The 14,870-nt window shown below is 54.9% G+C and carries 9 protein-coding genes; all 9 read right to left on the reverse strand.

The window, feature by feature from the left end:
* Positions 1-94: 94 nt before the first annotated feature.
* The 9 genes from D6M16_RS13650 to D6M16_RS13690 all read right to left on the reverse strand — a co-directional run bounded on the left by D6M16_RS13650 (position 95) and on the right by D6M16_RS13690 (position 14,860).
* A complete protein-coding gene (locus D6M16_RS13650; protein WP_120512418.1) occupies positions 95-4,636 on the reverse strand; it encodes an NPCBM/NEW2 domain-containing protein in 4,542 nt (1,513 codons plus the stop codon).
* Between the two features lie 199 nt (positions 4,637-4,835).
* On the reverse strand, positions 4,836-6,332 hold the full coding sequence (locus D6M16_RS13655; RefSeq protein ID WP_120512419.1) for a CoA-acylating methylmalonate-semialdehyde dehydrogenase: 1,497 nt from the start codon (positions 6,330-6,332) through the stop codon (positions 4,836-4,838).
* A 2-nt stretch (positions 6,333-6,334) separates the two neighbouring features.
* Complete coding sequence (locus tag D6M16_RS13660) at positions 6,335-7,495, reverse strand: iron-containing alcohol dehydrogenase (RefSeq protein WP_120512420.1); 1,161 nt, start codon at positions 7,493-7,495, stop codon at positions 6,335-6,337.
* Positions 7,496-7,696: 201 nt separating this feature from the next.
* A complete protein-coding gene (locus tag D6M16_RS13665; protein ID WP_120512421.1) occupies positions 7,697-9,193 on the reverse strand; it encodes an FGGY-family carbohydrate kinase in 1,497 nt (498 codons plus the stop codon).
* A 33-nt stretch (positions 9,194-9,226) separates the two neighbouring features.
* Entirely contained in the window at positions 9,227-10,066 is an 840-nt protein-coding gene (locus tag D6M16_RS13670) for a class I fructose-bisphosphate aldolase (RefSeq protein WP_120512422.1), read from the reverse strand.
* Complete coding sequence (locus tag D6M16_RS13675) at positions 10,053-11,804, reverse strand: glycerol-3-phosphate dehydrogenase/oxidase (protein WP_120512423.1); 1,752 nt, start codon at positions 11,802-11,804, stop codon at positions 10,053-10,055. The genes D6M16_RS13670 and D6M16_RS13675 overlap by 14 nt, the downstream gene beginning before the upstream one ends.
* Before the next feature lie 41 nt (positions 11,805-11,845).
* Positions 11,846-12,832 (reverse strand): aldo/keto reductase, encoded by a 987-nt coding sequence (locus D6M16_RS13680; RefSeq protein ID WP_120512424.1) that lies wholly within the window; start codon positions 12,830-12,832, stop codon positions 11,846-11,848.
* A 35-nt stretch (positions 12,833-12,867) separates the two neighbouring features.
* Entirely contained in the window at positions 12,868-13,827 is a 960-nt protein-coding gene (locus D6M16_RS13685) for a sugar-binding transcriptional regulator (protein WP_120512425.1), read from the reverse strand.
* Between the two features lie 13 nt (positions 13,828-13,840).
* A complete protein-coding gene (locus D6M16_RS13690; RefSeq protein ID WP_120512426.1) occupies positions 13,841-14,860 on the reverse strand; it encodes an ABC transporter permease in 1,020 nt (339 codons plus the stop codon).
* Between the last annotated feature and the right edge of the window lie 10 nt (positions 14,861-14,870).

Below are 14,870 nucleotides of genomic sequence, written 5' to 3' on the forward strand. Positions count from 1 at the left end.
CCACGGCAAATAAAAAATGCCCGGACAGGCACTGCACTGTCCGGGCAACACGGGAGGTCAATCACCCCACCCTCCCCAAGAGAAATATCCCTCGCTAGTTCGCGTACCTCAACCGCGCATCAGCCCAATCCGCATGGTCATAGCCATCGCCATCACCCGCAGTGCCCACAACCAACTTCAGCTCAGTGACATTGGACGGGATCGGCAGGTTAACAGTGACCGGCGCCTGACTGCCGGTCAGCGTGACACTCTGATAGGCCAGACTGCCGTTGAGCCAGACTTCAAACACCACACTGCCGTTATTGCCCACTTCATCATCGACGCCAATCACCGCCTGGAACTGGTCATACTCACCGGCCACCAGGGTATAGGTGACGGTGGAATCTGCATGCACGCCAAGTCCCTTGCTGTATACCGAACCGCCAATCGTGATCGGATTGCCGTCATTCGCCAGTTCTTCACCGTTGCTGGTGTCTTTTTCCAGCGGCCCCCAGCCGTTGATCACAGTCCCGGTTTCGGTCATGTCGCTGAGATAGCTGTACTGACTCTGGCCGGAAGACTGCAGCAGTTTGGCATCGCCCCAGCTGGCATGGTCACTGCCGACACCATTACCGGCACCCGTTACCACCAGTTTCAGCTCATAGTTATCCGGGTTCAGATTGATGGAGACATACTGAGCGGTGTCTGAACCGGTCAGCGTGCCGCTCTGATAACTCAGCACACCATCCACCCAGACTTCAAACACCACACTACCGCTGCCACCGACTTCATCATCGACACCGACGAAGGCACGGAACTGGGTATAATTTCCACCGCTGATGTCATACACCACTTCAGACTCAGCATGGACGCCCAGACCTTTCTGATACTGCGTACCACCAATAGAGATGGTGCCGCCGTCATCTGCCGCTGCCTCACCGTTGCTGGCATCTTTTTCAAACGGCCCCCAGCCATTGCTGGATGACACTTCTGTCAGGTCGCTCAGGTACACCACTGTGGCTTCTGCCGGTGGCTCAGGCACTACGATTTCCGGCCCTTCGTACTCAATCTGCTCCAGGTAGGCAACAAGTGCCGCCCGTTCACTGGCGCTGCTGACGCTGTGCTGGGAACCGGTTTGCAGCACGTCATTGAGTGTTGCCGCCTGTCCGTTGTGGAAATACGGTGGTGTTGACCATACGCCAATCAGTGTTGGTGTATCAAAACCCACACCGCCAAGCGCATTCCCGCTTCCCTGACCGGATGAGGCCTGAATGGTGCCGACATCATGACGCTGGTTATCGGTATAGAAATCGCCGCTGTGGCAGGTGTCGCAGCCTTTTTGCGTGAACAGTGTCTTACCTGTCGATGCGGCCGCCGTCAGACTGCCGTCCTGATTGCGGTACGGACTGCGCGGATACTGATTCAGGCTGCTGACATAAAACGCCAGGTTATCCAGATCAGCACTGTAACCGGCTTTATTGGCCCCTAACGGATCCGAGGTCAGCGCGAAGATGGCATCATCCAGAAAACCCACGCCCTGAAACGCCAGACGAATGTCGTTTTCAAAGTCATGAATTTCATCGAAATTTGCTGTCCAGTGAACCCGGCCATTCCCCATACCGACCCGGCCGAGCAGAGAAATGGTATTTCGCAGCCCTTCACCGCGGTCGGTAAAGTCCCAGACTCGGTTATCACTGTCACCGTCTGTGTGACAGCCGGCACACGAGATATAGCCATCACGGGTCATACGCGCATCGCTGGCGTTGTAGAAAATCTGTTTACCGGCCAGTACGCGCGGATGCATGGTTTCATTCGACACCAGCGAAATATCCGCCAGTTTGGCAATGGCTTCGCCCTCATTTTCAAACGGCGTTAAATCATGAACAGAGATGGTGCGCGACAGGAAATTATGCACGAATAGCAGATTACCGGCTTTCACCAAACCTCGTGGGGCTTTTCCTGAGTCGGCAATTTCACTGGCCCGCTCGCGGGTATAGGCATCGCGAACCTCTACGCTGTTTTGTCCTTCCAGCGCAATGTAGACATAATCGCCCAGCTCGCTGAATACCAGCGCTTTGGGCTGTGCCCTGTCGTCCATGTCCATTTGCAGACTGGGTACTTCTGCCAGCGTATTCAGGTTGATCTGCGAGGTAATGGCACGCAGCGTGGTTTCGAAGGTCAGCGCCTGATTCGGATCACCTTCATTGTACTCACCGCGATCCACATTGGCTTTGATCGCCGGTACCCATGCCGACTGACCATCCGGCGAGATGGTGACCGCATTGAGATAATTCGGGATCCCGCGGCTTCTGTCTTCGCCATCCACAGTCGTGGTGTCTTTCTGCAGATTCACCACAGAGTCCACAGACATTGAACCGACATGCACAGCAACGACCTCAGCATGAGACTGGGGAGAGATAAAACGCGTGACTAATGCGGTGGCCGAATCGCTGTCGACTGCAATACCTCTGGCGCTCTGGCCCACACTGACCGTGCCGGTAATGGTGCGGTTCGACGGATTGATTTTGACCATTTCGCCTGTTGCCTGCAAAGTGACCAGCGCGGCACTGCCGTCCGGTGTAAATACCACGCCATGCGGCTGGCTGGCGCGCGGCAAATTGATGGTATGCAGTACGCTGCCGGTTGGAGACAGGACTTTGATGTTGTCGCTGTCCTGGTTCGCAACCCAGAGGTTGCCGTCCGGGGCGATGGCCAGCGTACGGGGTTTTTCGCCAACCTGAGTTTCCCATACTTTGCCAAACGGTGAGGTCTGGCTGATGGCCGACACTGTGCCGTTATCTTCATTGACCGCGTACACACGGTTTGCATCTTTCACTATGGTGCTGGCGGTCGTCGGCGTGTTCAGTGTCAGCGGGTTGTATACCGTGTGCTGCTGCGTTTTGCTCGTGGTCAGTGAGCCCGATTCGCGCACAGTCACAATGGCATTCCAGTGATTTGGCGAGCTGTAGGTGTGGCTGACCGAGCCACTGCTGGAAAATGCGGTTGGCGGTGTGCCGTCACCAAAGTCCCAGGAATACTCCAGATTGCCGCCCAGCAAAGGAGAAGCCGAGGCTGAGAAGGAAATGGGCGTACCCAGCGTAACCTGAGCCGTGCTGCCAAGAGAAATATCATGACCCACAACAGAACCGGTAGAGAAACGGTAGCTGGTTGCAGGCAGCGGATTACCGGCAAAATCTTCAATGCCATCCAGTTCAACCACATAGATACTGTCTGCATCGAGTTGGTTGTCCGGCGTGAAGTTGGCAAACCCTAAATTCACACTGTAGGTGCCGCTGACCGGCGTACTGCTGCCCAGCTTGGTCACGGTAAAGGTATTACTGTTCACCGACTCCATCAGCAGGCTGTCGGAAAAGACAATGCCGACCCGGGACGAACGGGGTTGCAGGGTTGAGTCTATTGCCGGATTGCTGTGAACAATGGCCGGAGGCGTATTGTCCGGACCGGCCTGGTGCGCAATTAAACCGCTGCCAGTGCCGTGGTCATTGCCAACCCAGACCATGTTACCGAACGGGAACACCTGACCATGGTCTGTATCGCCGCCTGCTGCATTCAGCGAGCCGCTGCCTGATAGCTGTATGTTGCTGATATTGGTGATATCCAATACCGAGATATCGTCCTGGTTGCCGAGAAACAGCTTATTATCCTGTACGTTACAGTACAGATTCTGGAACCCGGACAGCTGATCGTGCACCAGTGTCATAGGCGTGGTTGTTGTATCATAGATTCTCAGTTTATCCGCTGTAGAGCGGGCACCGAAAAACGCGTACTTGCCATCCCAGCAGGAGGCATAGTATTTCTCCGGCAGGGAGCTGACCGTTTTTTCCAGCGTCGGGGTTTCCGGATCATCCAGGTTCAGAATAGAAAAGCCCGCTGTGGTTTCCATGCTCGACAGGAACATCTTATTCCCCACCACAAATACCGGACCGACATTGAATCCACCCAGTTGCGAGGTCGGGATGGTTTTCACTATTGAAGGATTATTGACGTTACTGGTGTCGACTATGGTTAAGCCGGCATTACCACGGGCCACATACAGATAAGGCGCCTGCCAGAACAACTGCCAGGACACGTTATTATAATCACCGAAGTTGACGCCCGAAATGGGCAGCTTGGAAACCTGAATGGGATTATTGACATCAGACCAATCCCAGATTTCAATCCCTTTCCCGGTCTGGATGGCAATCAGATTCCCTTCGCTCAGACCAAAAGAATGCGGCTCGCGAAATTCCGCGGTACGCAGTCCGTTGCCGGTGCGGTACTGATTAGTGGCATCGGGTTCATAGACCATCTTGACCAGTGACAGATTAGTCGGGTCTGAGGCGTCCAGCGCTATCCAGCCGCCGGGACCACCACCACTGTCAGGGGCGAAAATACCCACCATGTACCCATTGAGCATGGTCATGACATTCACGCCATAGTGTTTACTGCCGGGGTAATCCGGTGGCAGAAATCCAGTGGTGTCATCAACCAGAGGGTAAGATACCTGAGTGTACGCTTCGCCTGAACTGTAATTAAGATTGCCCAGTCCGGGGCCCTGTGCCGCCATTACTGACGCACTGAGTCCGAGCGAGGCAAGCATGCCCAGCACAGGTCGTATGCCGGGGTAGCGGTTAAATCGCTTCCGTATTGCAGCCATGAATGATCTCCATGATTTATTGTATCACTAGCGCAGAATTGAACTGCCCGGGGCCTGTAACTGCACCGCCCCTCAACCTCGGATAGTGAGTAGGGTTGATTTATCGTGATTACTGCAAAACTTCGCCAACTGAGTCGCGGCAGGAAGCCGCTTATTATTCAGGCGGCTTCCTGCATCGGGAAGCCGCTCGTTTGAAGTGTTATTTCATGGTCGGCATGACAAAGTCAGCCTGTTGCTGCTGGTTTTTCGGCCAGCGGGTAGTGATGGTTTTCATGCGGGTAAAGAAACGCACTCCATCGCTGCCGTGCATGTGCAGCGGCCCGAACAGAGAACGTTTCCAGCCACCAAAGGAATGAAACGCCATAGGCACAGGAATAGGTACATTCACTCCGACCATTCCGACTTCCACTTTGTCGCTGAACCGGCGTGCGGCTTCACCGTCGGCAGTGAAAATCGCCGTACCGTTACCGAATTCGTGTTGATTGATCAGCGTCAGGGCTTCATCCAGCGATTGGGCGCGCAGCAGGGACAGAACTGGCCCGAAGATTTCTTCGCGGTAAATCGTCATCTCAGGGGTGACGTGATCAAACAAAGTACCGCCAACGTAATAGCCGCTTTCAAAGCCGGGGACCTGATAATCGCGGCCATCCACCAGCAAAGTGGCCCCTTCTGCTTCACCGGCGTCGATGTAGCTGCTGACGCGCTTCATGTGATCGTCTGTGATCAGCGGCCCCATTTCATTCTCAACCGACTGGCCGTAACCCGGTCCGACACGTAACTCACGAATGCGGGCGGTGAGTTTTTCTGCCAGCTTATCGGCCACCTCGTCACCAATGGCGACCGCGACGGAAATTGCCATACAGCGTTCACCGGCCGCACCAAAGGCAGCACCCATCAGGGCATTGACCGCCTGATCCAAGTCCGCATCCGGCATCACCACCATATGGTTTTTCGCGCCGCCCAGTGCCTGCACCCGCTTGCCGTGTGCCGAGCCCTGCGAATAGATATACTCCGCAATCGGTGTCGAGCCGACAAAACTGACCGCTTTGACTCTGGGATCGCTCAGCAGCACATCCACCGATTCCTTATCCCCCTGCACGACATTGAACACCCCTTGCGGCAAACCGGCCTGGGTCAGCAATTCTGCCAGTCTCAGTGCTGCCGACGGGTTTTTCTCTGACGGTTTCAGAATAAAGGTATTCCCGGTGGCCAGTGCTATCGGAAACATCCACATCGGCACCATAGCCGGGAAATTAAAGGGGGTGATACCCGCGCAAACGCCCAGCGGCATCAGCATGGAATGCGAATCCACGTCTGTACCCACATTGCGGCTGTGTTCGCCTTTTTGCAGGTGCGGAATACCGCAGGCAAATTCGACCACTTCCAGTCCGCGGGTTAATTCGCCTAATGCGTCACTGTGTACTTTCCCGTGTTCGCGGCTGATCAGTGTCGCCAGCTCGTCCATATTCTGTTCCAGCAAGGCTTTGAAGCGAAACAAAATACGGGAGCGATTCAGCGGTGTCATCTGCGCCCAGGCCGGCCAGGCCGCTTCCGCGCAGGCAATGGCCTGCTCAGTATCAGCCACACTGGACAAGCCAACCTGATCGATCACTTTACCGGTGGCCGGATCCGTCACCGGCAGATTGCGACCTGAGGTCACTGGCACTATTTCACTGTTGATGTAATTTCCAATCATCATTAACTCCATACTTTTTTATACAGTTCAATCACTTCATTCTTGCTCGGAATGCGCGGATTATTGTTCGGTGAACCCGATGCCAGTGCCTGATCTGCCATGATGTCCAGCAGCTCATGATACCTGTGCTGATCAATCCCGAAATCCGACATGGCCGGCACCTGCAGATCAGCGTTGAGCTGGGTCAGCTCAGACATCAGACGCTGCACGGCTTCTTCATCACTGACGATGTCATCAGCCAGCCCCATCGCGCGGGCGCAGTCGGCATAACGTGTCAGACTGGCCGGAATGGAAAACTCGGTAATCGCGGGTAATAACATGGCATTGCTCATGCCATGAGGCACATGGAAATGAGCGCCGATCGGACGGCTCATGCCGTGCACCAATGCGACAGACGCGTTGGAGAAGGCAATACCGGCCAGCGTGGCCCCCAGCATCAGCTTTTCTTTCGCCTCATGATTGCCCGGTGTATTCACCGCTTCGCGAAGATTCGGCGCAATCAAACGCATGGCGGACAGCGCCTGCTGATCGGAAAACACCCCGGCTTTGGCGCTGACATAGGCTTCAATGGCATGCGTCAGCGCATCAATGCCAGTATCGGCGGCGATACGGGCCGGAACTGACAGAGTCAGCTCAAAATCAATGATCGCTGCTCTGGGAATTAACCCCGGCCCCATACACAGCATCTTTTCGTCTGTGTCCTGATCGGTAATGATGGTGACCCGAGTCACCTCTGATCCCGTGCCTGCCGTGGTCGGAATAGCAATCACGGGTAAGATGGCCTCTGTCACCACATGGGGCACTTTATAGTCACGCATCTGACCGCCGTGCTGTGCCAGCAGGCCAATGGCTTTCGCGCTGTCGATAGCACTCCCCCCACCCAGTGCAATAAGGCAGTCAAACTGACCGGTCACCACCTGATCAACCGCCGGCAGGATAGACGCCTCTGTCGGCTCCGGCTCGGTATCCAGAAAGACGCCGCACTCCAACCCTACCGCCGCCAGCGCAATTTCAACCCGGCGAACATAACCCAGCTCAGACATCACTCTGTCGCTGATAATCAATGGCTGACGGCAGGACAGCAATGTCAGCATGTCTGCCACTTTATCCAGAGCGCCTGCGCCGATTTCCATCAGTCCGGGCATTACGATTCGTTGTGTCATCCCTTTCGTCCTTTCAACCTTGTATTCATCTAGATAATATAGAGCACATAAGAATAAAAATGAGACAAAAAATATCAAAATAAATCAATTTTGAGAGACTGAGCAAAGCCGGAGAATTTCAGGATCGGCAAAGCCGTTCCGGCAGGGCAACGACCGGAACAGCATTGTTAACTGTTTGATAATAAATGGATTATATGAGAATTAAGTCGTCAGTCCTTTCAAGGCTTTCGACACAGCCAGGTAACGCTGGTATCGCTGATGAAGAATGGCTTGCTGCCGCGGCCTGGGAGTAAGGGGAATATTGAGCTTGGCCATGGCAGTGACCGCCTGCTGCAATGTCGCAAAACAGCCTGCCCCTGTGGCAGCTGCCATGGCCGCGCCTCTGGCCCCGGCTTCGGTGCAGTCGGAGGTCTGAATCGCGACATCCAGCACATCGGCAAACAGCTGGCTCCAGACCGGACTTTTGGCCGCCCCGCCGCTGAGAACCGCAGAGTCGATATGCTGACCGGCCCGCCTGAGCTGGCCGACATGTTCTAAGTGACCAAATACAATGCCTTCATAAACGGCATAGAGTAAATCCGATTTTTTATGCCACCCGGCCAGTCCGAAAAAATTCCCCTGCACCGGCTGATTGTCACAACCGCCGTAGAGATACGGGTGAAACAGCGGAAGATCATCACTGATCACCGTCTCGGCGACCAGAGTATTGAGTTGCTGAAAAAAATCGACACTGTCCGTTTTAGCTTGCAGTTTCTCTTGGTTAAAAAATTCACAGATGAACCATTCAAGGTTCGAGGCCGAGGTTGCACTCGACTCCACTGCCAGATAACGCTGGCCGGGAAAAAGGCAGGCCATAAAGACATCCCTGCCCGGCAGCGTGTCCGATACAACCTGATTGATGCTCCAGGAACCGGCGATCACAGAGGCGGCCTGACTTTGCCAGACCCCTGAGCCAATGGCGCAGGCGACGATATCAAAACAACCACTGACCACAGGCGTGCCTTCAGCCAGTCCGGTTAAGGCCGCCGCTTCAGTGCTGACCCGGCCCATAACATCCTGACATTCCTTAATATCGGGGATCGCCTGCTGCATCTCTGGGATATTTAATGCGGTGAGTAACACAGCCGAAGCGTCCCCGGCTGAAAAATCATATAACCCAGAGGCACTGAGATCCCCGTATTCAGTGGCGATGTCGCCGGTGAGGCAGAAATTCAGGTAGTCCTTACAAAACAGAACACTCCCGATACTCTGGTAGGTATCCGGGTGATACTGTTTGAGCCAGCAAAGCAGTGTGGCCGATTGTGCCGGCCAGACACCCTGACGGTTCAGCTCCTGGATCAAATCATAGTCGGGCTGATTTTTTATCGTCTGCACCAGATCATTCGCGCGGCAATCGAGCGATTTGATCGCCAGTAAAGGCATAGTGTCGTGATCCAGCAGGTAAAGGCCGTTGCCATGACCGCTGCAACCGACTGCCACTACCTGCTCGGGCTTCACAGCCCATTCTTCCAGTAAGCGGCGTATCAGGGTCGCGCACTGCGTCCAGAGCGCTGCCATATCGCACTGAGCAAAACCCGGTGCAGGAAAATACGTCGCCACTTTATCACCCAGCGCACCGATCTCCCGGCCCTGTAAATCAAAAATCGCCGCTTTTATTCCCGTGTTTCCGCAGTCTATGCCCAGTACGTATGGTGTCATTGCTCGCTTCCTTTTCTTGCTGACAGTGAGAAATTACTGCTGATAAATGGCCAGTGCATCGGACACGCTGGCGTTATTGTGGATCATCGCCATAAATGCCTGCACGATACGGCTCGGGTTCGGGTGCTGGTAAATATTCCGGCCATACACCATGCCTAATGCGCCCTGATCCAGCAGCTGACGCGCCTTGCTGAAGACCACTTCCACGTCTTCTTTACCACCGCCACGAACCAGCACAGGACAACGTGCCGCTTCGACCACACGGTGGAATTCCGACGCCTCCGCCGTTGGGTCGGCTTTGATAATGTCGGCACCCAATTCACGTGCCAGACGCACCAGGGTCACTATCTTTTCAGCATCACCGTCTACCGCATAGGCTTTACCCGAACTGGCCGGCTGCATCACGAGCGGCTCAATCATCAGTGGCATGCCGTACTTGTCGCAGTCGTTTTTCACCTTGCTGATATTGACCACACACTGGCGGAACAGATCCGGTTCATCAGGCAGCATAAACAGATTGACGACGACGCAAGCGGCGTCCATTTGCAGCGCCTGCAGCACAGGTTCCTGATCATTTTGCATCACAGCCCACATATGACGGTGACGGATGGTGTTGTACGGATTGCCCATATCCAGACGCATCACCAGCGCCGGTTTGTCTTTGCCGTCAACGTTTTGCAGCAGGTCGCACTGACCATAGTTCATCTGAATCGCGTCAGGTTTGGCTTCCACCAGCTGACTGACTACCGAGTCCATGTTTTCCAGGCCATCGAGAAAAGACGGCTCGTTACACACTCCGTGATCCAGTGCCACATCCAGACAGCGGCCATTGTTAAACAGCCGGTTCATCCTTACTTTCTTACTGATATACATAGTTTCCTCCTGAAAAAGATGTGGTCCAGATTTGCTCAACCTGTTCAGCACTGACATCCAGACCATGATGTAGCGGCAACTGACGACAACTTTCTGCCAGATCCTGTTTCGTTTGCTGTTCGTTCCAGCCCAGCGTCGCGGCCACCAGCTCGGTGACCTCAGCCAGTACCTGATTATCTATCCGCCCTTCAATCGCCACCGAGGTGCGACGCTGCAGCAGATCCAATGTGCGGCACACAGCCTCGTGTTCAATCAGATACGCCAGTTCACGCCGAGAGTAATCCGGCAGGCTGGTCAGCATCGCATCCTCACCGCCGGCGAGATAGGCCATCACCGCCAGGCTCCGAGTGCCATAACGTTGTAACAGCACTTCAGCTCTGGTTTCACTCAGGGCGTATGTAACATGGGCCGCTTTGGTAAAGGCTTTGCGTTCAATATCTGTCTGCGGGAAATCCCTGCCGCCACCAATGGGCCGGTCGGCTGTTGAGATCCGGCGGGGGTGCACCATATCCGATAAGATCTGATCGGCCACTTCTTCCCCGAAGGCACGAAATGTCGTCCATTTACCGCCAATCAGGGAATACAGGCGAACCAGACCATCTTCCGTGCTGTCTACCCGCAATGCATGACTGCGCGGGATCTGCCCTGTGGTCGAGGTTTTCACCGACGGCAGCGGACGCACACCGCTGAACTGATACACTATGTCTTGCCGCTGAATGACCAGCGCGGGAAACACGGCTTTCAGTGAGTCGAGCATGTAGTCAATTTCCTCATCGGTACAGGTTACGGCATCCAGATCAGCCACAGGAATATCTGTCGAACCGATCAGCACATTGCCGTAGTAGGGAAACAGAATGCAGACCCGCCCTTCCGGGTTCTCATAAAACACCATGTGCCCGTCCAGCTCGGCCAGTAACTCAGGGTGCCGGACAATAATGTGAGAGCCTTTTGTCCCCTGCAGATAGCCCGAGGCCAGTCCCAGACGATCGTTGGTCTGATCCACCCAGGCACCGGTGGCATTGACCAGTTTGTCCGCCGTTACCGTCACCGATTCGCCCGTCAGGGTGTCGCGCAGGGTAAAACGTTCGCCGTCTCGCTTCAGCAGTTCGGTATAGTTACAGGCAAGGCTCTCGCTTTGCTCGCCCGTGTCACCCAGCACCTCCATCGCCAGACGCTCGGGTGCACTGATCCAGGCATCGTAGTAATCGGCGCTGCAGGTGACAGCGGGATCGAACTGTGGCCAGCGTGCCGCCGTGTCGGACTTCGAAAAGAAACGGTGCGTCGGCAGACGCTGATCGCGACGGGTAAAAAAGTCGTAGAACCACAGCCCCAGTTTAATGACCAGCGCCCCCCGGCGACTGGGCTTATCCATCAGTCCGGTGAAGTTAAACAACGCATAAAACAGCCCGGACCAGCGAGAGAAAATCGGAATAGTGGTGACTAGCGGCTGCACATAATGCGGCGCATTGACCAACAGACGGTTCCGCTCAGCCAACGATTCCCTGACCAGAGCAAACTCGCCGTTCTCCAGATACCGCAGGCCACCGTGAATCATCCGCGACAGCGCGGCGCTGGCTTTACTGCAGAAATCTTCTTTCTCCACCAGCAGGACTTTCACCCCCTGCAAGGACAATTCCCGGTACACACTGATGCCGTTGATGCCACCTCCGACTATCACTACATCGAAATGCGCATCATGGGGTAATCGTTCCCGCCTTTGTTTTCCATCGCCTGCCATACTGCTCCCCTTATCGATTCTTATTGTGTGTGGGAATCACATCAGTCTGTCTGTAACTGACTGAGCGACTGAGCCACTAGTGTGCTGATGGTATCCACATCCACAGCGGACAGGTTTACCTCTCCGGCCCGGGCATTCTCTGCCGCCTGGGTCGGATTACGTGCACCGCACAAGGCATAGGTGATTCCCGGTTGCGACAGTGTCCAGGCAATCACCAGCTGGGCGACCGAAATGCCATAGTCATTGGCCAGCGGCGCGACCGACTGGCAGAATTGCTGCACTTTCTGGCGGTTTGGCTGGGAAAACAAAGGATTCGACAAACGCTGATCGTCGCCGTCAAACGTACGCTCGGCAGAGATTTTTCCGCTCAGCAGCCCCAGCGCTAGCGAGGAATAGCTCAGGCAGGACACACCGGTTGCGCGGGTGTGAGGCAACAGGCTCTGTTCAAGATCACGCTCAATCATGTTGTACTTTTCCTGCACCGCATCAACAGTGCCAAAGCGCTGGTATTGCTTCAGGTCATCCAGGCTGATATTGCTGACGCCAATCGCACGGATCTTGCCCTGTTGTTTTAGATCCATCAGGGTGGCCATGGTTTCTTCAATCGGTGTGGTCGGGTCCTGCCAGTGGGTGATATAGAGATCGATATAATCTGTTCCCAGACGACGCAGACTCTGCTCCAGTTCGAACTGAATGGCATCGCGGCCAAGATAACGGTGAACCGGTTTGCCTTCCTCATCGAAAAAATGATTGCCTTTCTGAGTGTGCCAGACCAAACCGCATTTGGTGGCCAGCACCACTTTATCGCGCTGGCCTTTGATGGCTTTGCCGACCAGCTCTTCCGAGCGGCCCAGTCCGTACGCCGGCGCGGTATCAATCAGCGACACACCGCAAGTGATCGATTCCTGAATAGCGGCAACGGCCTCCTTTTCATTGGTGCCGCCCCACATCCAGCCCCCCATGGCCCAGGTACCCAGGCCAATCACGGAAGCGTCAATACCTGAAAAACCTAACTGTCTTTTGTTCATGGTCATCCCTCTCAAGTTAACAATTCTTCTGTGTTTCAATATGCATCGAGCACACCCTGTGCGGTCGACTCATCTGTGATCAATGTATTGAGAAAACCGCCGCGCAGCGCAGCCGCAATCGGCATCACTTTTTCAGCCCCGGCTGCGACGCCGATGCTGACCGGGATCTGGCGCATTTCCGCCAGCGACAGGCCAACCAGTTTGTCGTTCAGCACCGGAATGCAGGCCGAGCCGGACTGGTCGTAAAGGTGCGCAAAGACTTCCCCTTTGCACTGATTCTCAGCCACCAGGGCTTTCTCGCCGTTGATCCAGTGGCGCAGGTCAAAATAGCTTTCATCGCCTTTTGCCACTGCGCCTATGCCCGCCAGCGCGATGTCAGCATGCCGGGCCATATCCAGCACTTCTTTGGTGGCCCGCATGTTGATCAGCATGTCACGGTCCGATTGGGTATCTGCAAACAGGGGCGCATGAAGCTGCATTGAGCGTCCCCCCAGTTTTTCTGCCAGCGCCGAGGCCAGATAATTCACATCGGTAAAATGCCTGCCCTGCACCCCGCCGGTGGCCGGCACCACAGTGACGTTCATGCCTTTGACCGGCTTCATCACGTCCACTATGGTGGCCAGCGCCTTGCCGCCACTGATACAGATGACATCATTCTTACGCAGGGTGTCTTGTAAAAATTCCGCCGCCACTTCAGCAATCTGTGTAAACCCAACGACAGGATCATCAGCATAGGACGGACAGAGCACCGCTTTAGGCAAACCTGTACGTGCCATCAGTTGCTTTTCCAGCTCCATTACCCCCATGTGCGGAATATTGAGGATAATTTCGACCAGCCCCTCCTCCCGCGCCTGACGGATAATGCGGTTCACCTTGGCGGGTGATAAATCCAGGCTTTTCGAGATCTCCGCCTGGCTGCGATTCTCTTTGTAATGAGAGAACAGCACCTTGCTCACCAGGCGGGATACATCCAGGCTTTTCGTTGTGGTTTGCATAAGTTCAGCCCTCTCAGGATTTGGCTTTCGACTTCTGGTGCAAATGGTGATCCGCCGCGACTGCCGCCAGCAATATCAGTCCTTTAATGAACTCCTGCCAGTACACAGACACATCGAGCAGAATCAGGGAGCTGGACACCACACTCAGCAGCGCTATCCCAAGAATGGCCCCGAAGATGGTGCCTTCGCCGCCTTTCAGGCTGGCGCCGCCGATCACCGCCGCGGCGATGATGTTGAGTTCCAGCCCGACCCCGAAGTTAGGCGTTGCCGCACCGAATTTAGACATATAGATGATCCCGGCCAGACCACAGAGCGCGGAGGACAAGACAGTGACATACAGCTTCACCTTGTTGGTGTTGACGCCCGAATATTGCGCGGCCTTCTCGTTACTGCCGGTGTAGAAAATCTTGCGGAAGGCTTTGGCATTACGCAGCAGAAAGTCACTGATAATGATCACCACAAAGAAAATGATGATAGAGAAAGGCACACCGAACAGGGTTCCCTGACCGACAAACTTGAACTCAGGCGGCAGCGTAAACAGCGAAATGGGTGTGCCCTGAGTGATGATCATACTGGCACCGCGAGCCAGACCCATAAAGGCCAGGGTGACAATGAAGTGATGCAGGCCCAGCCGCGTGACGCACAAGCCCATCAGCCAGCCGATAAAACCGCTGAAACCAATAGATGCCAGACTGGCCAGCCACGGATTCATGCCCAGCATGAAGAGCTTGGCCGCAAACACCATGGCCAGACACATCACCGCGCCGACCGACAAGTCAATCCCGCCGACAATCAACAGCATAGTCATACCCACTACCACTATACCTTCGGTGGAAAACGACAGCAGCATGGCTTTCATATTGGCCCAGGTCAGGAAGTACGGTGAGGCAAAGCTCATGCCGATAAACATCGCCACTATGATGAGGATCAGCGTGAATTCCCGCATCTGGCTGACACGCACCAGTGCATCACGGAAGGAACGTTTTTTACTGCTAACCGAAGTGCTGGGTGTAGATACATGTTCAATAGTCATTATTATGTTC

This window comes from Photobacterium salinisoli (assembly GCF_003614885.1).
In the GTDB taxonomy this organism is placed as follows: Bacteria; Pseudomonadota; Gammaproteobacteria; order Enterobacterales; family Vibrionaceae; genus Photobacterium; species Photobacterium salinisoli.